The following is a 20,891-nucleotide window of genomic DNA, read 5'->3' as shown; positions in this document are numbered from 1 at the left end:
GCTACTCACTTATATTACCAAAAAGATTTAGTTTTTCTTCCCATTTAGTCAAGGCTACGCGTTTTTCGTTTAGATAATCATATCTATCATAATGCTTAGAACTGACGTCATTTAAAGCATGATTTTGAATTCTATCACGGATTTCTTTGCTTATACCAATCTCTCCCATTAAGGTCTTACAGGTTCTGCGAAGGTCTCTTGCTGTGAAGTGTTTAAAATCTGGATGGTATTTCCTAAAGTAGCCAATTGCTTGTGCTAGGCTATCTGTTCTTGTTGGTCTTTTTCCATCTTTAGATAACGGAAAAATATAGTTACTATTGAGGTGAGAGGTGAGTTTTTGGATAGCTTCAAGCTCTGATAGTGCGGAATCTGTGAGAGGAATAAGGTGCTCGCGCTTATTTTTGGAAATATCAGATGTAATAAGTAGTGTTTTAGTTTTCCAGTCAATATTACCCCACTGACTTGCAATGAGTTCATAAGGTCGCTGTCCGCCTGTAAATATACATAGCCTAATTAAGTGTTGCATGAGGATACCAACACCAGAGGTTTCAGCTATTGAATTCATGATAAATGATAGTTCTTCCCAGTTTAACCATGTATTACCGACTTTTTCGGCAGCTGATTGTTTAGGTATCATTGAAACAGGATTTGACTCTAATCCAAATGTGATACCATTATTTGCATTCATAGGGTCGTTATCAGCCTTAATCCCAAAGTTAAAAGCAGCCATTAAATATGAACGTATCCGATTTGAATGTACAACCGCCCCACGTTGGATAATAGTACTTAACAGGTTTTTAATTTGGATTGGTGTTACATCCTTTGCCTTTGTGCCTCTAGGGATCTGCTCATAGCATTCTTTTTCCAGCCTTTTTAAGACATCTTGCCATGTACGTTTATTATCTTGTTTCATTTTATTAACATAGCCATGTATCAATTGCTCAAAAGAACCTTGGCTATTATTAAATTGGGCTAATTGCTGTTCTTCCTTTTTAAGGATATCTAATTCATTGGTTGGATCTTTACCCTCGCTGAGCCATAAACTATATGTTTTAGCAATTTCATTTGCAGTCGCTAGCTTCATTTCAGGCCATAGGCCAATTTGGATAAACTTTTCTTTTTTGCCTTTGTTTACATAATAGCGAAAGTAGAATACTTTTTTCCCAGAGGGTTGTACTTTGATACCAATGCGCCCAGTACCTCTCTGTGAACTTTGGTGCCAAGAATAGTAGGCTGAGGTTTTAGGCTTTAAAGCACGAATGGCTGTTTCGGTTAAATTCATTTGATTATCACCAACAAAGTAAGAGACCTGATTATTATATCAGGTCAGGTAATGGGTCAGGTAGCGTTTGAACAATTAGGTATTAAAATAAACGAATGAGAACGGCTTTTTATTTTAACAGTATGAATTTTAATAATAAAAAAACAGATTGAGAACAATTTAAGAAATGTGAGAACAAGTATTATGCATGACTCATAATCGATTGGTCACTGGTTCAAGTCCAGTAGGGGCCACCAAATTTTAGCTGTTAAATCAGCGCATTAAGCCACTTTTAACGAAGTGGCTTTTTTGTATCTAAAAGCCAATGGCGACAAAGAATATGAATACTTTTTTATTTCGTGGGGTAGCGCTGCATCTGCGCCGCGCTGTTGATGTGATCCAATGAATTGAGAGTGGGCACTATTTATCTATCAACGTTGAATTATTTTTATTCATTCCTTTTAGCACATTAATAGTGGCTATGTATGCGTAAAATCGGAAATTTTCTGAGCAATTTTTCAGAATAATAGACTCAGCTAAATCCACTTTACTTTATTTTTTGTCAAAGACTGTCCCCCCAACTTCGGATTAGTATTATTTATTTTATGGCTTAATCAATTGATATATATTAAAAAATAATCTTGTGCATAAAAACATAGCCCCTACATAAAGGTTCTGATTTAAAGATGCCTTTAGAAGGGGAGGGATTTTACAAGCTGCGTTTTTTATTTATTAGTAAACTATAAATTAGAGCGATTAATAATAGCGCTATGACGCTTGAAAAGCCTAAAAAATGGTAATTTACTGACAAAAAGCCTCCCGCTAGTGCACCGATAATGAATGAGATAATAAAGAGAAATAGGGTTATTCTTTGGATATCCCCATTTTCATTTCTTTTTATTATCGTTCCAATCCAAGAGGTTGTCATACCTGTGATATAGGTAGAATGAATGCTGACACTACCAACTTTATTGAAGAAACCATTTTGTAACCCCATTGATAGGCTGATCAAAAAGACGGCGATATTCATGGAATAGAAAGCAGGTAGAAAAAAGTAGAGTGAAAAAACGATTGCAAATAAGATAAATTCAAAGCTAATAATTAATGAATAGGCTAAAAGTGAAGCAGTTTTTGTTCGAATATAGCTACCTGATAATGTACCTAAGAAAACACCACATATAGAAACAATTGAGATGAAGAGCATATTCCAATTCATTTGAGAGATGTAAATCATGCTCAGTACGCTGTTTCCCGTGAGATGTCCGGTAAATACACCAAAAATAACAAATGAGCTTGAGTCTACAAAACCACCAATAAACGTTAGCAACAGAAAGAAAAGTGGATGAGTGTGTGGTTCAAGGTGTGAAAATAACTTCATTATCAATAACCTTAGTAAAATGAAAGAAACCCGACATCTGATTAAAGATGTCAGGTTTTATTTATAAACAGTACTCAATGTTCTTTAAGTGACAATGAGGAAACTAATAACATATTAAATTATTTAGGGTATCAATATGATTATTTAAATAATTAAATAGCTTCTACCGGTAAGTATACTGGCCACCATGCAGCAGTTCTAACAACTTCCACTTCTGAAAGTGTTGGGTCCACTTTTGCCACGCCTTGCGATTTTGCCATTCTCATCACTTCTAATGCCACGATACTGGATGTAATACGCAAATCTTCGTTAGATGGCAATAATGATGCGCCTTGCGCTCCTAGAGTTGCTTGACTTGCGACCGCTTGTACTGCAGAGAAAATCATTTCGTCAGTAATTTTTTCAGCTTGCGATACAATGGCTCCAAAGCCTAGCCCTGGATATAATGCTGCGTTGTTTGCTTGACCAATCTTGTAGCAAACATCTTTATAAATGACATCATCAAAGGGGGCGCCTGTTGCAACAAATACGCGACCATCAGTCCATTCGATTAAATGTTGTGGTGTTGCTTCGTGTAATAATGTTGGATTCGATAAAGGGAAAATAATTGGATGTTCAACATTACTTGCCATGTTACGCACGATGCTTTCGGTAAATGCGCCTGGTTGGGTAGATGTACCAATTAAGATGGTGGGTTTTACTTGCTCAATGACAGAGGCAAGGTCAATGATCCCTTTAGATTTATTGCTTTTGGCCAGAATGTTCGCCATGGCAGGCCAGCGTGTTTGTGCTTCCACAGAAACATCAACAACTTTTCTTGGGTAGTTGCTTACGCTTTGGATATCTTTAACGTAGTCTTTTTGGAAGTACAGTAAGTCATCTGTCATGTCTGATGTTAGCAGACCAGGCAGATCAACGAGCCAAATACGTGAAATTGCTTCTTCACGCGTAAGTCCGCTGCGGATCATTTGGTCACGGATCTGGTCAGCGATCCCACAACCTGCTGTTCCTGCACCAAATACAACAACACGTTGCTCAGTCCACGATGTTTTGCTCAATTTAACGGCGTTTAATAGACCTGCAAGTACGATCGCTCCTGTACCTTGTACATCATCGTTGAAAGTGGCAAATTGTGCACGGTATTTATCGAGTATGCTGCGTGCATTGGTTGAACCGAAATCTTCCCAGTGTAAGACGGCATTTGGGAAAAGTTTTCTTGCGGCTTTAACGTAGGCATCAACAAAATCGTCATATACTTTGCCTTGAATACGTTCATGTCTATTACCAACGTATGAAGGGTCGTTTAATAGTTTTTCATTGTTTGTACCAACATCCAGAACAACAGGAATGACGCTGTGTGGATCAACACCGGCAGCAGCGGTGTATACTGCTAATTTACCAACAGAAATATCGATACCGTTTGATCCCCAGTCACCAATACCTAAAATTTCTTCTGCATCGGTTGTGACAATCAGTCGAATGTCATTGCCTTCTGCACCAAATGCACGTAATTTCTCTTCAATTAATTCGGGCTCATTGATGCTTAAGAATAACCCCCTTGGGCGTGTTATCACTTCGCTATATTTTTCAATGGCTTCTCCGACAACAGGGTCATATACGACAGGTAACATTTCTAACATATGGCGCTGTAATAAAGCGTAGAATAATGTGACATTATTGTCGTGAAGTCGCCACATATAGATGTGTTTATCGAGGTCTGTACGACATTCGCGATAAGCGCGATAAGAACGGTCTAATTGCACTTCCATATCTTCTGTAATAACAGGAGGAAGAATACCGTTTAAGTCCAGTGCTTTTCTTTCTTCTTCAGTAAACGCGGTTCCTTTATTTAAGGATGGATCTCGTAATACTTGATATCCTCTTGCTGTAGTTTTTATTTTACGAATGTTATTCTCAACAACGATTTCAGCTTGGCGGTTATACATATAAAAACCTCATAATTGGATTATTTAAAAATAAATTAAGCACCAGATAAACCATTACCTGTCATATCAATAGGATTGACGTATTTGTTGAAGTCCTCTTCGCTTATTTTTCCTGAAGAAATAGCTGATTCTTTTAATGTGATGTTTTTTGCAATCGCATTTTCTGCGATATGAGCTGCATTTTGATATCCGATAATTGGAGAGAGAGCAGTGACTAGCATTACGCTATTATTGACGTACTCAGTAATTTTGGTGTTATTTAATTCAGTGCCTTCAACAGAATACTCTCTGAATTTATGACAGCCATCAGAGATGATGCGAATCGAGTGTAATAAATTATTAATAATTACAGGGCGCATTGCATTTAATTCAAAATTACCTTGGCTACCAGAAATAGATATTGCAGAGTCATTTCCCATCACTTGAATACCAATCATGACAATCGCTTCACACTGTGTTGGATTCACCTTACCTGGCATGATTGAAGAACCTGGTTCATTTGCCGGTAAAATCAATTCGCTGAAGCCACAACGAGGACCGGAGGCTAGCCAACGCATGTCATTGGCGATTTTAATCAATGCAACCGCAAGTCCTCGAATAGCCGCATGAGCACGTACTAATGCATCTAAAGAGCCTTGAGCAGTAAATTTATTTGGTGCTGTAACAAATGGTTTTTGTGTTAATTCTGCAATTTTTTCAGCAACATCTTTTGAAAAGCCTTTTGGTGCGTTTAAACCCGTACCTACCGCGGTACCACCTATCGCAAGTTTATACAGGTCTAATTTACTGCGTTTAATGTCTTCCAACGCGTCTTTGAGCTGACCTGCCCATCCATGCCACTCTTGGCCAACGGTGAGGGGAACTGCATCTTCTAAGTGTGTGCGACCAATTTTAACCACGGTCATCCATGAGTCAGCTTTTTTTTCAATAACTTGAATTAAACTTTCAATGCTTGGAATTAACTGTTCATCAATCGCAAAAATTGCAGCGATATGCATTGCAGTTGGGAATGAGTCATTTGACGATTGCCCCATATTCACATCATCATTAGGGCCTATAGGCGATTGAGTCCCTAATGTACCGCCTAATAATTGGATTGCTCGATTAGAAAGTACCTCATTGACATTCATATTTGATTGCGTACCAGAGCCAGTTTGCCATACATAGAGAGGATAATGGTCATCAAGCTGACCACTGATAGTTTCATCAGCAGCCATAACAATGGCATCTTTTTTCCAATCGGGTAATCTGCCAGCAGCAAAGTTAACTAACGCACAAGCTTTCTTTACATAGCCGTAGGCGTGGTAAACCTCTTTTGGCATGAGATCATTACCGATATTAAAATGTTGTAATGAGCGTTGTGTTTGGGCACCCCAATAGCGATCTGCGGGAACATTTACTTTTCCCATACTATCGAATTCTTCTCGTAATCCAGTAGCATTAGTTCCTATAGGGATATTCTTATTAAGCTTGTATTCCATGATAACTCCTAAAATGACTAGGTTTATTTTTAATAAATAATCATTGCTGGAAAAAATTAGAGTTTTAAATATGTTCTAAAAAAGAAGATATAGAAATAGTAATAAACATTTAATTATAAAATAGAGTAAAAAACACAAAAGTCAAAGGTAAATTATAATAAAAAAATAATAAATCAATTAACGATAATCAAATGTAGATATAACTGATTCATGGCTAATATACTCTTTATTCGATTGTATTTAACCAAAGGAAAGATAATGGTTTATTTTTATTACTTAAGAAAATAAATATGCTAGACAAGAAGCATGAATTGTTTCATTTTGGAAATATATTAAAATTATTAGGAGATAGCAGAATAAACTGAAAAATTAATATTTAAAATAATAAAATTAATTACGTATTCCAATAATACAATAATGATGAGTTAAATACTGTGACATGGGGTTACCATTGTAGTATCGATGAATAAGTAGTATCGATGAATAATTTTCCCCATTTGGGCTACTCAAGACGGGTCATAATGAAAACACTGGTTTTCTCATATAACTCGCTAACAAAAAATATATTGTTTTTCAGTTTCAATATATTAGCTGTAAATCAAATTTTAGCCCAACCGTAGAAAACAGTGTGTTTGTTCTGCACCCCGTGTTAGATGCGGTTGAGAAAGTCGTATCTCCACAAGAATGGGCGAAAGACAGTTATTTGGGCGAACTATCCATGTTTGATTGGGAGCCAGCATACCATCAACGTCAAGCTACAAACTATGGTGCAGTATGTGCTAACCCAATGAAGTCGCAACGCTATCTTGATGAAATCCAACGTATGCTAGGGATGTTTCTACAGTACGGCATTGAAGACAATACACCTTTTCGAGGAGCATCGGATGATACTCATGCGGTGAATTTTTGTGTTTCTTGCGGGTCTGAAAAAGTAGTTGATGTAACGAAATCAATGAGTTCAAATAATCAAAAGCGTTGGTATCGGTGCAATGAGTGTACACACTTTACCGTGTATACCCACTGTGGTGCATGCAATACACGATTAATTAAGAATGGCGAGTATTGGACTTATTTGTCTTTGATGCCTATGTCTTCAATTAACATAAAGTGTCCAAACTGCGAGTCTCCCGTATGATGGGTTCTATTTAAGATGATGTTAATTTCAGTATCTGTTATTAAAGTTGGGTATCAAAGACAGCAAACCAATATCAACTTTGTTTCGAACAAATTTCAAGGTTGCAGCCATTTTTCTGTTCACAAAAGCTAGTCAGAAACACACACAATTCCTTCATCTATCTGGCCAATCGCACTTACTGGGATCTTTAGCATGTTAGCTCTATGAAATTTTCGGGAGCTGACAATGAGAACCCCCTTGTTACCTTGGTTCATCCTATGGGTGACCATCCCAATCATTATTTTCTTTCTATTCATCCTGCCCGCCCATGCCAGTGATGGACCATTCTATCAGCGTGGTCAGGAAGGCTGGTTTTGGTATCAGGCCATTCCGGAGCCAGCCGAGTCTGAAGAGCTAATGAAGCCGAAATCTGGTGTTGTGGAGCCCACTAAGGACGAGCTAAACCCCTTCAGTGCGGCATTTTGCAGTCTATGTTGACGATAGTAGCATCTTCCAGCGCGGTGGTGAAGAAATGCTCCTGCTTACCTTCAACTGTGGTGCGGTACCATTTCAGCTGCACTTTCGGTTGCATTTCACCGGCAGCCAGGGCGTTGTACAGCAGCGGAACCGCCACCACATGGTCAAACTGCTGAACCAGCATTTCATCTTCGTGACCCTGTACATAGATGTTACCGACAGACTCAGCCGTAAATGCACCGGCGGTGATGTTGCCCTGGGTTTTACCTTCGATGGAGATATAGCACGGAGTTGGCATAGTAAAGTGATCTCCATCGATGTTATTCAGCGATCTGCTCATACGAAATAGACCTAAAAGACGATGGTGAGCCCGAAGTTTATAGAGCGCCGAGCAGAAGTCGAGTGAATAGTTAGTTTACAAAGGTCAGCGGTATTAATAGTAATCAATTAGTAATGCTTCAACGCTATAGGGAGTTGAATAGCATTGTTATCTCAAATACCTGTGTATCAATAGATCTGAATTATTGTATCTAATTCACCGATGATGGGGTTATGAACCTTCATACTATTATGTTGGAGGTTCGATATGTTCAAAAAACAATTTTATCAAGTTAAAGCACTATCAGAAGTGTCATCGCAATTGGGTACAGATATCCTACACTATCATGAAAAATTATTGATTAGCGATTAGTAACACTTGCTACGCGTAGCAAGTGTTACATAGAAATTAGCTAGAGATAGTAAATTTTTACTTATCTTTTTTAGATGATCTTTTTCTGAGAGTCTTTCTTTTGCAATTAGTAATGCACCACGCACTAATTCTAGTTTTTCAATCCCTTTTACCGATATAGATACGAAAGAAATGATATTAGATAGATCTTCGCCATAGGACCTTAAGTGTTTACATAAGTAATCGAGACAGCCCATACAATTATATAAGTTGGCTCCTTCTAAAATTCCTATCAAATTACCATTTATTTCATGCTTAGAACCTATCCCAAAAGGATTTTATTCCAGACAATGATACCACAGGCAAAATGCAGCATCGCCTCATAATTCTCGACCTTCTTCTCCCAACGAGTCAGGACACGACGGTAGCGATTCATCCAACTGTGTGTTCTCTCTACAACCCAGCGATGGGCCTTAAAATCCGTGTTTTTGATGGCTTCTGATTCATCCTTCCGTGACTGGATATGAGGTTCATAGCGACGACTTTTCAGATACGCTCCCAACCATTCCGCTTCATACCCTTTGTCCATGCACAACCGGAGCCTCTTGCCCGGTCTGCCCGTCTGGAGGGCATCGAGCGTATCCGCAACCAGCTTTATGTCGTGCGTATTTGCTCCGGCGACAACCAGTGCAAGCGGAAGCCCGTTCCCGTCAGTCATCAGACTGCGCTTTACGCCCCGTTTTCCCCGGTCTATAGGGTTCCTGCCTGTTTTTTTGAGCCTGCCAGCGGTGATTTGGTCATACAACCATCCATCGACAGCCACGACCAGTCAATAGTGTCCAACTGTTCGCGAGCAAGCAACCCGTTTTGCCAGAAGCGTTCAAATACTCCAGCATCCCGCCACTCCTGAAATCGGCGATGAGCAGAGGTTGACGAGCATATACCGGTGGCATTCAGCGCATTCCACTGACAACCCGTCCTGAGTACGAAGAAAATGGCGTTCATTGCAGCGCGATTATCAACCCGCTTGCGGTGCGTACCCAGCGGGTGTTGAGTTCTATGCTCCGGTATGAGAGGAGCCATTTTCTCCCAGAGTCCATCACTGATTTGCCACTTGTTGCCCACTATGCTTCGCCCTCAGAAATTATCATTATGTATTATCTGACAATTCCTTTTGGGATAGGTTCTTAATGTAAAACCTCGTTGGGCTTTAATATTAATGCCAAAACCTAATGGATTAACGGCAGTAAAGAATCTTGCGGCAGCCTTCGAGCATTACAATGAATGGCATCCTCAAAGTGCACTGGGTTATCGTTCTCCGCGAGAGTGCCTCCGGCGTCGAGCCCATAATGAAATACGTGATAAAAAACGCCTGTAAATATAGGGTCAAATACACCATAATAAATATCGACCTAATCATTTTAATTCATATTAGGTTTCACGCAATAACTAAGTTCAACCTGTAGTTTTCTGTAGTAGCAAGGCTAGTTTTGGCTAGTAATTACAGTTTCAAAAGCGTGAGGTTTCGTGAGGAGTTATTGACTGAAATACGTTAGCAAATGTTAGTATCAAAACGTTTACAATTGTTAACATCTCACCGGTAATGATCTTAGGATTTCTTAAGGTTTTGGCATTAGAAAAACGTTAAGAATTGCTTTCTCGTTTAGCATCGTCCATTACTTTCTTAATGGTTGGTATTGCGCCTTCATAATTAAAATAACCACTTGATGGGTGATACAAATAGGCTACTTTAACATTATCATTTAACGCAGGAACCTATTCACCTAACATAGAGCCTAATACTATAACTACATCGGGCTTCAATGATTCTATAACGGCTAAAAACAGCTTTTCTGCTTCTTCCCACATTTCATTCGTTGGCCTAATTCGTCCTGACTCCCCAACAATGCCCTGTACGTAGTTGTAAAACGCCACATGCTCCCAGAAATTAGAGCGTGTATCTTCTGATAGTTCATCTTCACTATATAGCCCTAACACAGCTTTAGTAATTTTAGTAAAAAACGCATTAGGATGATCTTGGGCGTTATGTTTTACAACATTTTGAGTCCAATCACTATCTGGCTCATCATCATTTTCAGCGTAATGAGACTCAATAAGGGCAACTCAGTATTACAAAAAATCTCAGATATATATTATCTCCTTGAATAGCTATCATTTTCTTTTATTTCAAGGAGTAATATGCATCAGAACGCTCACTTTAAAACCCTCCTATCGACTCTACCGACTTCATTCCAAACCTCTTTTTTCAACCAACTCAGTCACCTAATCAACTACTCTCCCATCATCGGTTTGATGGGTAAAACGGGAGCGGGAAAATCCAGTCTTATCAACGCACTATTCCAATCGTCATTATCACCTGTGAGTGATGTTTCAGGCTGCACACGCCAAGCCCAACGCTTCTGCATGACGATGAACAACCATACTCTCACTTTTGTAGATTTACCCGGCGTGGGGGAAAGCCTTGAGCGGGATAAAGAGTACCACCAGCTCTATCGCAACTTATTACCAGAACTCGATTTTATCATTTGGGTACTCAAGGCCGATGACAGAGCATGGTCTTCTGATGAACAGTGTTATCGCTTTCTCACGAAGAAATGCGGTTACCAACCTAATCAATTTCTATTTGTCTTGAACCAAGCCGATAAAATAGAGCCTTGTCGCCAGTGGAATGAACACAACCACCAGCCATCCTCAGAGCAGACCTATAACTTAAAATTAAAGCAACACGCCGTCATAACCGCCTTTAAGCCGCATCATCCTGTGATAACAGTTTCTGCGGTCGAAAACTATCAACTCACTGAATTAGCAGAGCAACTCATACAGGCGTTACCGGCGCAAGCCAGTAGCGGAGTAGCCAGGCAACTGAACAACCCTTACCGGACGCAATCGGTGGAGAACGCCGCACGTAACGATTTTGGGCAATGTGTCGGGGATATCATCGAGACCTTAATCGATATCATTCCACTGCCGCCATTGATAAGAAGTACGGTTAGCACCGTTAAAAACAGTATCGTATCCGTCGCTAAATCCCTGTGGAGCCTGTTCTTTTAACCTCTTACATTACCCCATTAATTATCACTCTCAGCGTCAGTCCTTAACAGGATTGGCGCTTTTTTATTTCTTTTCTTGGAGTATCAACTGATGAATAATTCAACTGAATGTGCAATTACAATGACACTCGTTCCTGATGAGCAACGCCTGGATTTTTGGATCAACTACTTCGGAAGCGTGAAAGGCTGGAGCACCTTTGAAGTGGTCATCTTTACCACTATGGGGCAGTTTTGTGATGACTATCAGGGTGGGTATTGGGAATATTGCACCTTATCCAATGGTGGCGCTTTTATTTATCCCGATTTACCTCAAGAGACACTGACGCTGTTCAACCCACATAACGGTAACGAAGCCAACGTCAGTTGTGAAGCCGCAGGCATTGCCGTGTGTTTGATGATGTACAGCTTATGGTCATTTCAAACGGAAAGTGACACCCTCGTCGATCGCTTTTATCAATTGCGTGATTATGCTGCGCAACACCCAGAACGTTCCGCCATTTTCCATCTAATCGATTAACCACGTCCTTATTTACGCCTTCGTATTACCTATCCACTTCATTTTAAAGGAAATTCATTATGACTCGCTTAGCATCCCGCTTTGGTGCGGCGAATAGCATTCGCCGTGACCGCCCGTTAACTCTCGAAGAGTTATTTCGCACCGTACCCAGTGTGTTTTCTGAAGAAAAGCATGAATCTCGTAGCGAAAAGTATACTTATATTCCTACGATTACCTTATTGGATAGCCTGCAAAAAGAAGGTTTTTATCCGTTCTTTGCATGCCAAACTCGTGTGCGAGATGACAGCCGTCGTGATCATACTAAGCATATGTTACGGCTCCGACGTCATGACCAAATTACGGGTAGCCAAGTGCCTGAAATCATCTTACTTAATAGCCATGATGGTTCAAGTAGTTATCAAATGTTACCGGGCTTTTTTCGCTATGTTTGTCAAAATGGGCTGGTTTGTGGCGATACCTTTGGGGAGGTCAGAGTTCCCCATAAAGGTAATGTCGTCGATAAAGTGATTGAAGGGGCTTACGAAGTGTTAGATACGTTTGATGCTATCGCTGAAAAACGTGAGCAAATGCAGTCCTTACTATTACCGCCACCAGCACAACAGATCTTCGCCCAAGCCGCTCTCATGTATCGTTATGGCGAAGAACATCAACCGATCACTGAAGCCCAAGTGTTACAACCTCGCCGCTTTGAAGATAAGAAAGACGATTTGTGGACCGTCTACCAACGTTTGCAAGAAAATTTAATTAAAGGAGGATTATCCGGCAGGAATGCTAAAGGTAAACGCGCTCGCACGCGTTCAGTGAATGGAATTGATGGGGATATTAAGCTCAATAAAGCGTTGTGGGTACTGACAGAACAAATGCATGCGCACTTTTCTGGACGCGAACAACTATAGCCACAGTATACGTTAAATAATTGGATCTTACGGTGAACGCGATGAAATTATCAGAACGGCAACTAAAAACCTTGAGTAATGTGAAACTCAATTATGGCTCACTCTGCAACAAAAGAACACTCAATTCGCTGGAGAAAAAAGGAATGATTCAATGGAATACATCAAACGATTGGGTCTTAACGGAGTTCGGTTTTCATATCTATAACATGAGTAAACGGCGTTGCTTATAAAGCGTTAGCGCTAACATAAAGACTTATCCCGTATTTTGGTGCTTGATAATATCGAGCATACCAACCTATTTAATAAAGGAGAGCATTCTTTAAACATCATTTTATTCCTGTCCATTTTGACTCACTCTCTCATCAACTCTTTTTCTTATTTAAGCACCGAAACAACAGTTGATCGATTACACCGATCGATAACCGTTTATTGATAGATATGATCGATATTACCGATCGTATTTTAATTATTGATAGGTAAAACAGATCGATTAAGTTAAACTATCTCACGCTAAATTATCTTTATGTCAGTGATATTAAGGTGATTGAGTCAAATCTTTCATGCCTTCCACTGATATAACGCGATTCAACCATACTTAATGTGATATTGATTAAAAGGAAATCAATCATGAAAAAAGCGTTTATTGTTCCCGCCCTAATGGGGTGCATTTCATTACCGGCATTCGCTAACACGGATGACAGTAAAACGGGGCTTTATGTCACGGGGAAAATGGGTGCATCCATTGTGCAGATGTCAGGTCAGCAATTTGTCTACAGCGGCTATGCTGATGCCGGTGATAATGGTACAAAAAATGGAGATAGCCATCGTACGGGTGTATTTGGCGGCGGACTTGCGTTGGGTTATGACTTTTCCAATCAGTTTGATATCCCTGTTCGGGCTGAATTGGAATTTATGGCGCGTGATAAAGCGAATTCAACCTACAACATCCGCGACCGTGTGCGTAATGGCGTACATCAAACTCGTGATATTAAAAACCAAATCAAACTCAATACGTTAATGGTCAATGGGTATTACGACATTAAAAATAGCTCAAATTTCACGCCGTATATCTCTGTCGGGCTAGGCTATGCGGCCGTGGATTTTAAAACCACCCGCGCTGATGCTTATACCCCAGGGCTCTCTCTGCATGATACTCACACGCATACCGCCAATAACTTTGCCTGGAGTGTCGGTGCGGGGGTGAACTATGCCATCAATGACGATTGGGATATGGGTCTGAGTTATCGCTATTTAGATGCCGGAAAAGCCGACATCACGACAGTGGTGGGCGATGGGGAAAACACCTCAAAAATCAAAGTGAAGGCCAACGATATCCTATTTGGTTTGACTTATCGATTCTAATCTCTGGCATTCAACCTTATAGATTACCCTCAACTTACCTAGCCAACATGCCTTTTTGATGTTGGCTATTTTACATCCTAAAAAAGGTGGTTACATGAACTCATCTTCTTTTATTAAATACCTGCTAATTGCTTTTGTCATTAGCGCAATTGTCGTTGTTTATAATTGGATTTCCCCTACCGGTCATATCTACGGTGTTTGGGCGGGGATTAAGTTTTTCGTTGTCATGGGATTAGGCACCGGAGTGGGCATGTTTATCAGTAATGCTATACGACTCGCAATTATGCCTGATTACATCACAACACGCGAAGGTGCGATAGGACTGATACAAGCCAAGCTCTTTTGGGCTATCGGCCCTCAAGTTATTGGCTGGTTTGTCGGGCTAATCCCTGTGTACTCTTTCTTTTATGGCTGAATATCCAATGAAAAATCGCAACCTATTTCGTTTATATCTGCTCCTTTTGAGCTTATTCCTGATAACCAGTTGTTCAGAGTCACCCAAAGAGGTTTTTATGCATCAATGTGTTAACAACAGTAATGCCTTTAATAAACAGGAGTGTGAATGCGCCTTCACTCTTCTGACTAAAAAATTCCCTGAAGACAAACTCGCCCAATTTATGGCATCAAAAATCAATACGGCACAATCATTAACGGAAGAACAACGCCAATATCTCGGTTATTCCGCCAAAGCGCTTCAATATTGTTCTCAACATCGCAGAGGTTAAATGATGATGAAAAAAATACTATTAGCCTGTGTTCTCATAAGCGGCTCACTAAGTGCATTCGCTATCCCCAATTATTGGTCGGCAACCTTCGCACAAGGCTATATGGAGTACGGTATCAGTAATGATAAACATCTCAGTGTTATTCTTGCCTGTAATATTGCTGCTGATGAGGAATATGATAATGGCGTTTATCTTTATCAAGATGGACATCCTATCGATACAAACAATATCGCCTTTGTTATTGACGATGAAGTCTATTACATTCCGGAGGAAACCAAAACGCGTAGTGAAGGTAATGCCTGGACTCTCTTTACGCAAGCAATAACAAAAGCAAACTCATTTGCAGTGTACGCCAATGATAAACCGATTGGTCAGTTTACCCCCAATCCTAAAAACAGGGCAAAAATTTTTGCCGACTTTGAATGTAATGCCGTATTTTATCGCGATATTGCCCACTGATCCCCTTCTATTTTGTTTATCGGCCCATCAAAATTGGGCCATTTTTCATTGATATCAATCATCTCATTCATTATCATTGTAAGAAACCAAATAAACAGGCCTCCATGTGGATCCCTGCTCTTTTCGATATCATGGTGTATCATTATTTCCTAATAGAAATCGAAATCATATTCTCAAAAAAGAGATCATTTTGGTGCTCGGCAAATACTATTTTAGGGACTGAGGGTACAATTGAGGGTACAAATTAAACCAAATTTAATTAATTACTTTAAATACACGATGTTATGATAAAAAGTCGATTCCGAGTCCGGCACCACGCATTTATAACCCTCGCTTCGGCGGGGGTTTTTGCTTTCTATATCATCAACTTATTGGTTTGTCAGTGAATTCTATCTTTCACTTATCACCGTATCCGCTTCGCGGTGGTACAGAATGGTGGTACATTCATGAGTACGATGATACAGCCAACTAAGAACCGGCACGGGGTTTACACCCTCAGAATGGCAGTACCTGCCGAACTTAAAGACACCCTCGGAAAAGGTGAGCTTAAACGTTCACTAAAAACTAAAGATCTTGCAGAGGCAAAACGTAAAGCTCCAGCCATTACTGCCTTAATGCGTTGTTCAGGCGTTTGTTGTTCAGAAGATTGGGTCATAACTGAACCTCTACAAAGAGTATTAAGGGTACCGCCCAACTAATTTAACCTACCATGCTTACAGTAGAGCAACCTTATACGTCATAGTGCTCTTGGACTTGTTTATACTTCATTTCGCCTTTTTCAACTTGGTCAACAACCTGCAATTTAAAGACAAGGGAATAATCGCGTTGAGTTCGTTTATTGATTGTTTTCATTACGTTATCCAATTTTAGATTGGAAAAGTGTCTACTTTATTTAGGATGGGTCATCTGTTATAAATATAAAGGAATGATATTAGTTATTTTTTTAATTAGAAATACAATAAAAAATAAACACTCGATTAATCACCAGCTTTGTTAGTTTAAAATTTAACATAGGATTAATCACCCCGTTAAATTACATCCACACAACTGAAACCCAACACTCATCGTAATTGAGACCATAACCATGAACAATGCGCCATCTTTTCGAGACATCATTTATAGCCTCATAGGAAGCATCCCTAAAGGTAGGGTCGTGACTTACGGAACGCTGGCGAAAATGGCGGGTTACCCAGCCCATGTACGCCAAGTTTGCCAAGCAATTCGAACCATTCCGGCGGGCAGTACTTTACCTTGCCACCGTATCATTAATGGTCAGGGGAAATTATCCGTTAAGGGCGAGTGCTATCTGCGCCATAAACAAGCACTGATAGATGAAGGTATTATTTTTGGTTTGAACGATAAGATAAAATTGAAAGACTATTTATGGGAAGGGCTTGATTAATTCCTAAACAAAAACCTACACGCTGAAATTCACATCCTCCTCACCATAAATTGACTGCACTGGCTAAGCCAAACGCGTATTGTAGCCTATCGCTTAAAAGTAAAAAGGTATAACCCTCTTTAAGACAGGTTATACCTAATAAAAAAACTAACTACCCGGAGTAAAATAAATTGGAGAGCCCGGTCCGACTGGAATACCTAATACAAATACCCAGACAATGAAGAATATTGACCATCCGATAAAAAAGATAATAGAGTATGGCAACATCATTGAAACCAATGTCCCTATACCTGCATCCTTTTTATATTTCACGACAATCGCCATAATCAACCCAAAATAGCTCATCATTGGGGTGATAATATTAGTGACTGAGTCCCCAATACGATATGCCGCTTGGATAGTTTCTGGCGCATAACCCGCCAACATCAACATCGGTACGAAGATAGGCGCAGTAACAGCCCATTGAGCGGATGCAGAGCCAATCATTAAGTTAATAAATGCACAGATAAGAATAAAGCCAATAAATAGAACACCACCGTGAAGGTCGATACTATTTAAGAAGTTAGCACCTTTAACCGCAATAACTTGCCCAATGTTTGTCCAGCCAAAGAAAGCGACGAATTGTGCTGCAAAGAAAATAATAACAAGGTATAAACCAAGTGTACTCATTGCCCCTGCCATTGCGTCAACAATATCCTTATCTGAGCGCATGGTTTTGGCAATATAGCCGTACACAATCCCTGGAACCGCGAAGAAAACAAAAATAAAGACCACAATTCCTTTCAAGAAAGGAGAGTTACTAACTAACCCAGTATCTTGGTTACGTAATATTCCGTTTTCTGGTACTACCATTAACGCCAGAATCGCCGCCAATCCCCAAAAAGTCACAGAGGCCCAAAATAATGCTTTTTTCTCTAGTGGGGTGACATTTGCCGAAGCATAGAGGCTATTTTCATCCTCATCAACCGCACCACCGGTATAGGGACCGAGTTGCGGCTCAACAATTTTTTCAGTGATTAAATAACCTAAAATAGTAATTAAAAACGTACTGGCAAACATAAAGTACCAGTTTGCTTCTGCACCCACGATATACGTTGGGTCAATGATTTGTGCAGCCTGCTGAGTGATACCAGAAAGTAACGGGTCAACTGTACCCAATAATAAGTTTGCTGAATAGCCGCCTGAAACCCCAGCAAATGCAGCAGCAAGACCCGCTAAAGGGTGACGACCTAATGAATGGAAAATAATGGCAGCCAGTGGAATAAGAACCACATAGCCCAACTCTGCAGCGGTGTTTGACATGATCCCGGCAAACACAATCGCCATAGTGGTTAATTTTCGTGGAGCTTTGGTCACAACTAAGCGCATAGCGGCAGATAGTAAGCCTGCCCGTTCTGCAATCCCAACCCCTAATAGTGCGACAAGCACCGTCCCTAATGGTGCAAACCCTGTAAAGTTTGTGACAACATTGGCAATAATTTTTCGGATCCCTTCGGCATCCAATAGACTCACAATGTGAATAATACCATCTTCCGCGCGCCCTTTTGCGCCTTCTGGACGAGGATCAACCACACTGACACCAAAGTACTGACCAATTGCTGAAGAAACTAATAAAATGGCAATCAAAATAATAAATAAAATAACGGGATGTGGTAAAGCATTACCTAACCACTCTACCGTTCGCAAAAAACGGCTTCCCTCTTGCTTTTTTTGTTCCATATTTTCTCCTTATAAACAAGAAAAACGGACATTACACAATGTTTTTCTTTTTTGCTATTTACAAATAGATAATTGCAAATCAACAAAATTTATACAAATTAGACATAAGATTCATAAAAATCAGGAGTGCAATCACTTAATCAGCTATTAAAACTATTAATTTAATTAAACTAGAGATATAACACCAAAGAAAGCCTCGTAAATTAATTTCTATAAATGTGCTCAACATAACAATTTACACATTATTAATAACCATTTTTCATCATTTATCACTAAATATATATCAATTTTTAGCAGTTTTATTTTATATAAATAGTTAAACCTCCATTTATAAATACTCGATAAAACCTTATTGATTATTCGTAATAACAACACCAATGAAGCATAATATACCAGCCTTCATTCAGCGAATATGAAAGGCTATAATGGTATAAAATCAATTTTCGGGGTCACTATTATGTCAGTTATCGATCTTTGGGCTGAACGCCATATTCAAGAAGCGTTAAACAAAGGTGAACTATCGAGTTTAAAGGGAGAAGGTCAGCCGTTGCAGCTTGAAGATGATAGTTTGGTTCCACCAGAGCTTAAGGCTGGGTATCGGCTCTTGAAAAATTCGGGGTATTTACCCCCAGAATTACAGCAAAGAAAAGATGCTCTGACATTAAGTAATATGTTGCAAAGTCTTTCAACCGATGACCCCAATTATTCAAGCATTAGCAAACAACTTGCTTTACTTGAATTAAAACTTAGACAAGCCAATGTAAATACTGACTTCTTGCATGGTAATTACTCAAACTCTATTTCTGAGAAAATAACCAATAATTCAGAAACAAAGTAACTTTACGTAAATAGATTAGTAAATAGCCACTAACCTTTTATCTTCTTAATATCTTTTCTATTTATAGCTTTTGCATACTGTATTAAGAAAGCTCTGCAATAGTCATATTAAGACTATTTCCCACTGTTTTTATATAAACATATAAGTATTATCAATCCCTATTTTATATTATATATCAACAAGGAATGGGAAATGGAACAAAAACAATACTCTAATAAATGGCAAAAACGTTTCGACTTTTTTGAAAAGTATGGCTCACCGAGTACACCTGAATTTAAAACTGCATTAAAAGCAGCGTCCTTTGGCGAGCGCCTTTTAATTAACATGAATTTTTTTGCTTTTTTCTTCGGTATTATTTACTTCCTAATATTAGGGCTTTGGAAGAAAGGTCTGGTGATGCTTGGTATTTCTATAGCGATAGGCCTTGTCTTAAATATTATTGATTTTATGGTGGGTGGAACTATCCCTAATGGTGCTTATACTGGGTTATCGGTAGGTATTTCAGTGATGTGGGCGATGGTTGCTAACTATGCTTACTATATTAAAGAAACTAAAGGGCTAGATGGTTGGAACCCATTCGAAGGGATACGCATGGTATAGCGGCAGAAAAATAAAATGGCGGCTTAAAAGTAGCTAATTTTTATCATCGTGTTGTGATAATTCGATTTCTAAATAGTTAACCTAAGCCGCTGAGTCGTAACCTACCGTAAGTGAAATTTCTGTATACGATATTCATTCGGCGTTTTACCATAAAATTTACGAAATGCATGACTAAATGCGGAATGTGAATCATAGCCGACTGTTAATGCGATTTGTTCTATCGGAATATTTGTTAGCAATAAGCTCCCCGCAGCTTCCATCCGTTTATGTAATAAAAACTGCATCGCCGTTAATTGTGTTTCAGCCTTTATTTTGCGTTGGAGCGTACTTATCGACATACAAAAAGCTGTCGCCATATCTTCACAGCTAATAGGGTGATGTAAGCGTAGTTCAACCCACTGAGAAACTTCATCAATCCATTTATTTTCAGGCTTTAGTTGAGCCAATAATAAGCGGGCAACCGTAAAATTATGTTCAGGTGCTTGCGGGAAACTTTGCAACCAATTCAAAAGACCGACAGCGGCAGGAGTCAAAGTGAACTGCGTCATTTTCTCACTCAATGCCCACTGAGCTGTAGCGGGCATTTCTAATACATAATTTTGATTGCCGACTTGCCCACTAAAAGCGTGATTAACACTTGGCGGGATCACTACCCCATTGCCTGCATTAAGTAAAAAATGTTGGCGATGCATATTGATTTCCATTTGCCCAGATAACGACAAAACGACTTGCCACTGCCCATCATGTTGATGAGAAATGACTTCGTCTGAATATTGGCGAAAATGAAGTTCAGGCAATAGCAAAAGGTCACACTCCTACTGATACAGATGATAGTAGTATAACCTTTTTACTGATAAATGGCAGCGATGGCGCCGACTATGCTAGGCGGCAAGCAAACGAGCCCCTAGGGGCATACAAAAGTATGTGACTAGGGCGAGTGAGCGAAGCCAACAACGCGATAACACAAAGAATGAC

At 39.6% G+C, this 20,891-nt stretch carries 20 protein-coding genes, 1 tRNA gene and 4 pseudogenes; 15 read left to right on the top strand and 10 right to left on the bottom strand.

Annotated features, from left to right (window positions below; all coding sequences use genetic code 11):
- Position 1: 1 nt before the first annotated feature.
- On the bottom strand, positions 2-1,282 hold the full coding sequence (locus tag ACIPUA_RS19545) for a tyrosine-type recombinase/integrase (protein WP_154611511.1): 1,281 nt from the start codon (positions 1,280-1,282) through the stop codon (positions 2-4).
- Positions 1,283-1,385: 103 nt separating this feature from the next.
- Here ACIPUA_RS19545 and ACIPUA_RS19540 point away from each other — a divergent pair.
- Positions 1,386-1,518 (top strand) — tRNA-Met (locus ACIPUA_RS19540).
- Between the two features lie 452 nt (positions 1,519-1,970).
- On the opposite strand, the gene ACIPUA_RS19535 is transcribed toward ACIPUA_RS19540, so the two are convergent.
- From ACIPUA_RS19535 to fumC, 3 genes are all read right to left on the bottom strand, one after another.
- Complete coding sequence (locus tag ACIPUA_RS19535; protein WP_281110634.1) at positions 1,971-2,639, bottom strand: YoaK family protein; 669 nt, start codon at positions 2,637-2,639, stop codon at positions 1,971-1,973.
- 152 nt (positions 2,640-2,791) lie between these two features.
- Positions 2,792-4,585, bottom strand: coding sequence for an NAD-dependent malic enzyme (locus tag ACIPUA_RS19530; protein ID WP_449060030.1), 1,794 nt, complete (start codon positions 4,583-4,585; stop codon positions 2,792-2,794).
- A gap of 35 nt (positions 4,586-4,620) precedes the next feature.
- Positions 4,621-6,066: a class II fumarate hydratase gene (gene fumC, locus ACIPUA_RS19525; protein WP_104873228.1), complete on the bottom strand. Its 1,446-nt coding sequence runs from the start codon at positions 6,064-6,066 to the stop codon at positions 4,621-4,623.
- A 628-nt stretch (positions 6,067-6,694) separates the two neighbouring features.
- On the opposite strand from fumC, the gene ACIPUA_RS19520 reads away from it, so the two are divergent.
- Together ACIPUA_RS19520 and ACIPUA_RS19515 are read left to right on the top strand one after the other, a co-directional pair.
- A complete protein-coding gene (locus tag ACIPUA_RS19520; protein ID WP_281111359.1) occupies positions 6,695-7,201 on the top strand; it encodes a hypothetical protein in 507 nt (168 codons plus the stop codon).
- Positions 7,202-7,426: 225 nt separating this feature from the next.
- A pseudogene (locus ACIPUA_RS19515) lies at positions 7,427-7,663 on the top strand (thioredoxin family protein); the annotation flags it as partial.
- Here the strand turns inward: ACIPUA_RS19515 and tssD are convergent.
- Together tssD and ACIPUA_RS19505 are read right to left on the bottom strand one after the other, a co-directional pair.
- Positions 7,653-7,955: pseudogene (gene tssD / locus ACIPUA_RS19510) on the bottom strand (type VI secretion system tube protein TssD); the annotation flags it as partial. The pseudogenes ACIPUA_RS19515 and tssD overlap by 11 nt on opposite strands.
- A 694-nt stretch (positions 7,956-8,649) precedes the next feature.
- Positions 8,650-9,410, bottom strand: a pseudogene (locus ACIPUA_RS19505) (IS5 family transposase).
- A gap of 133 nt (positions 9,411-9,543) precedes the next feature.
- Here ACIPUA_RS19505 and ACIPUA_RS19500 point away from each other — a divergent pair.
- A pseudogene (locus ACIPUA_RS19500) lies at positions 9,544-9,705 on the top strand (integrase core domain-containing protein); the annotation flags it as partial.
- A 398-nt stretch (positions 9,706-10,103) separates the two neighbouring features.
- On the opposite strand, the gene ACIPUA_RS19495 reads toward ACIPUA_RS19500, so the two are convergent.
- Positions 10,104-10,262 (bottom strand): hypothetical protein, encoded by a 159-nt coding sequence (locus ACIPUA_RS19495; RefSeq protein ID WP_238563468.1) that lies wholly within the window; start codon positions 10,260-10,262, stop codon positions 10,104-10,106.
- Between the two features lie 264 nt (positions 10,263-10,526).
- On the opposite strand from ACIPUA_RS19495, the gene ACIPUA_RS19490 reads away from it, so the two are divergent.
- From ACIPUA_RS19490 to ACIPUA_RS19455, 8 genes are all read left to right on the top strand, one after another.
- Positions 10,527-11,399 carry a GTPase family protein gene (locus ACIPUA_RS19490; RefSeq protein ID WP_449060029.1) on the top strand — a complete coding sequence of 291 codons (873 nt, stop codon included), beginning with the start codon at positions 10,527-10,529 and terminating at the stop codon, positions 11,397-11,399.
- A 90-nt stretch (positions 11,400-11,489) separates the two neighbouring features.
- On the top strand, positions 11,490-11,915 hold the full coding sequence (locus ACIPUA_RS19485) for an antirestriction protein (RefSeq protein ID WP_449060028.1): 426 nt from the start codon (positions 11,490-11,492) through the stop codon (positions 11,913-11,915).
- A gap of 59 nt (positions 11,916-11,974) precedes the next feature.
- On the top strand, positions 11,975-12,811 hold the full coding sequence (locus ACIPUA_RS19480; RefSeq protein WP_154628749.1) for a DUF932 domain-containing protein: 837 nt from the start codon (positions 11,975-11,977) through the stop codon (positions 12,809-12,811).
- Between the two features lie 627 nt (positions 12,812-13,438).
- Positions 13,439-14,173, top strand: a complete 735-nt coding sequence (locus ACIPUA_RS19475) for an outer membrane protein (RefSeq protein WP_449060027.1) — start codon at positions 13,439-13,441, stop codon at positions 14,171-14,173.
- A 94-nt stretch (positions 14,174-14,267) separates the two neighbouring features.
- On the top strand, positions 14,268-14,588 hold the full coding sequence (locus ACIPUA_RS19470; protein WP_449060026.1) for a hypothetical protein: 321 nt from the start codon (positions 14,268-14,270) through the stop codon (positions 14,586-14,588).
- A gap of 97 nt (positions 14,589-14,685) precedes the next feature.
- A complete protein-coding gene (locus ACIPUA_RS19465) occupies positions 14,686-14,898 on the top strand; it encodes a hypothetical protein (RefSeq protein WP_230089002.1) in 213 nt (70 codons plus the stop codon).
- A gap of 3 nt (positions 14,899-14,901) precedes the next feature.
- Positions 14,902-15,357: a hypothetical protein gene (locus tag ACIPUA_RS19460; RefSeq protein ID WP_449060025.1), complete on the top strand. Its 456-nt coding sequence runs from the start codon at positions 14,902-14,904 to the stop codon at positions 15,355-15,357.
- 446 nt (positions 15,358-15,803) lie between these two features.
- Positions 15,804-16,055, top strand: a complete 252-nt coding sequence (locus tag ACIPUA_RS19455) for a DUF6538 domain-containing protein (protein ID WP_052219319.1) — start codon at positions 15,804-15,806, stop codon at positions 16,053-16,055.
- 31 nt (positions 16,056-16,086) lie between these two features.
- Here the strand turns inward: ACIPUA_RS19455 and ACIPUA_RS19450 are convergent, their stop codons facing one another.
- Positions 16,087-16,209 (bottom strand): hypothetical protein, encoded by a 123-nt coding sequence (locus ACIPUA_RS19450; protein ID WP_257786029.1) that lies wholly within the window; start codon positions 16,207-16,209, stop codon positions 16,087-16,089.
- Positions 16,210-16,441: 232 nt separating this feature from the next.
- Between ACIPUA_RS19450 and ACIPUA_RS19445 the strand changes: the two genes are divergently transcribed.
- Entirely contained in the window at positions 16,442-16,759 is a 318-nt protein-coding gene (locus ACIPUA_RS19445) for an MGMT family protein (protein WP_042845448.1), read from the top strand.
- A 147-nt stretch (positions 16,760-16,906) separates the two neighbouring features.
- Here the strand turns inward: ACIPUA_RS19445 and ACIPUA_RS19440 are convergent, their stop codons facing one another.
- Positions 16,907-18,478: an AbgT family transporter gene (locus tag ACIPUA_RS19440; protein ID WP_042845449.1), complete on the bottom strand. Its 1,572-nt coding sequence runs from the start codon at positions 18,476-18,478 to the stop codon at positions 16,907-16,909.
- 457 nt (positions 18,479-18,935) lie between these two features.
- Between ACIPUA_RS19440 and ACIPUA_RS19435 the strand changes: the two genes are divergently transcribed.
- Both ACIPUA_RS19435 and ACIPUA_RS19430 read left to right on the top strand, forming a co-directional pair.
- Positions 18,936-19,316: a DnaJ family domain-containing protein gene (locus ACIPUA_RS19435; protein ID WP_042845917.1), complete on the top strand. Its 381-nt coding sequence runs from the start codon at positions 18,936-18,938 to the stop codon at positions 19,314-19,316.
- A gap of 192 nt (positions 19,317-19,508) precedes the next feature.
- Positions 19,509-19,916 carry a DUF2628 domain-containing protein gene (locus ACIPUA_RS19430; RefSeq protein WP_048606024.1) on the top strand — a complete coding sequence of 136 codons (408 nt, stop codon included), beginning with the start codon at positions 19,509-19,511 and terminating at the stop codon, positions 19,914-19,916.
- A 101-nt stretch (positions 19,917-20,017) separates the two neighbouring features.
- On the opposite strand, the gene ACIPUA_RS19425 is transcribed toward ACIPUA_RS19430, so the two are convergent.
- On the bottom strand, positions 20,018-20,719 hold the full coding sequence (locus ACIPUA_RS19425) for an AraC family transcriptional regulator (protein WP_042845451.1): 702 nt from the start codon (positions 20,717-20,719) through the stop codon (positions 20,018-20,020).
- Positions 20,720-20,891: the final 172 nt, after the last annotated feature.

The sequence above is a fragment of the Providencia sp. AGC89 genome, assembly GCF_053543535.1.
The sequence above is the reverse complement of the archived record's forward strand: the minus strand, read 5'-3'. Positions and strand labels throughout refer to the sequence as shown.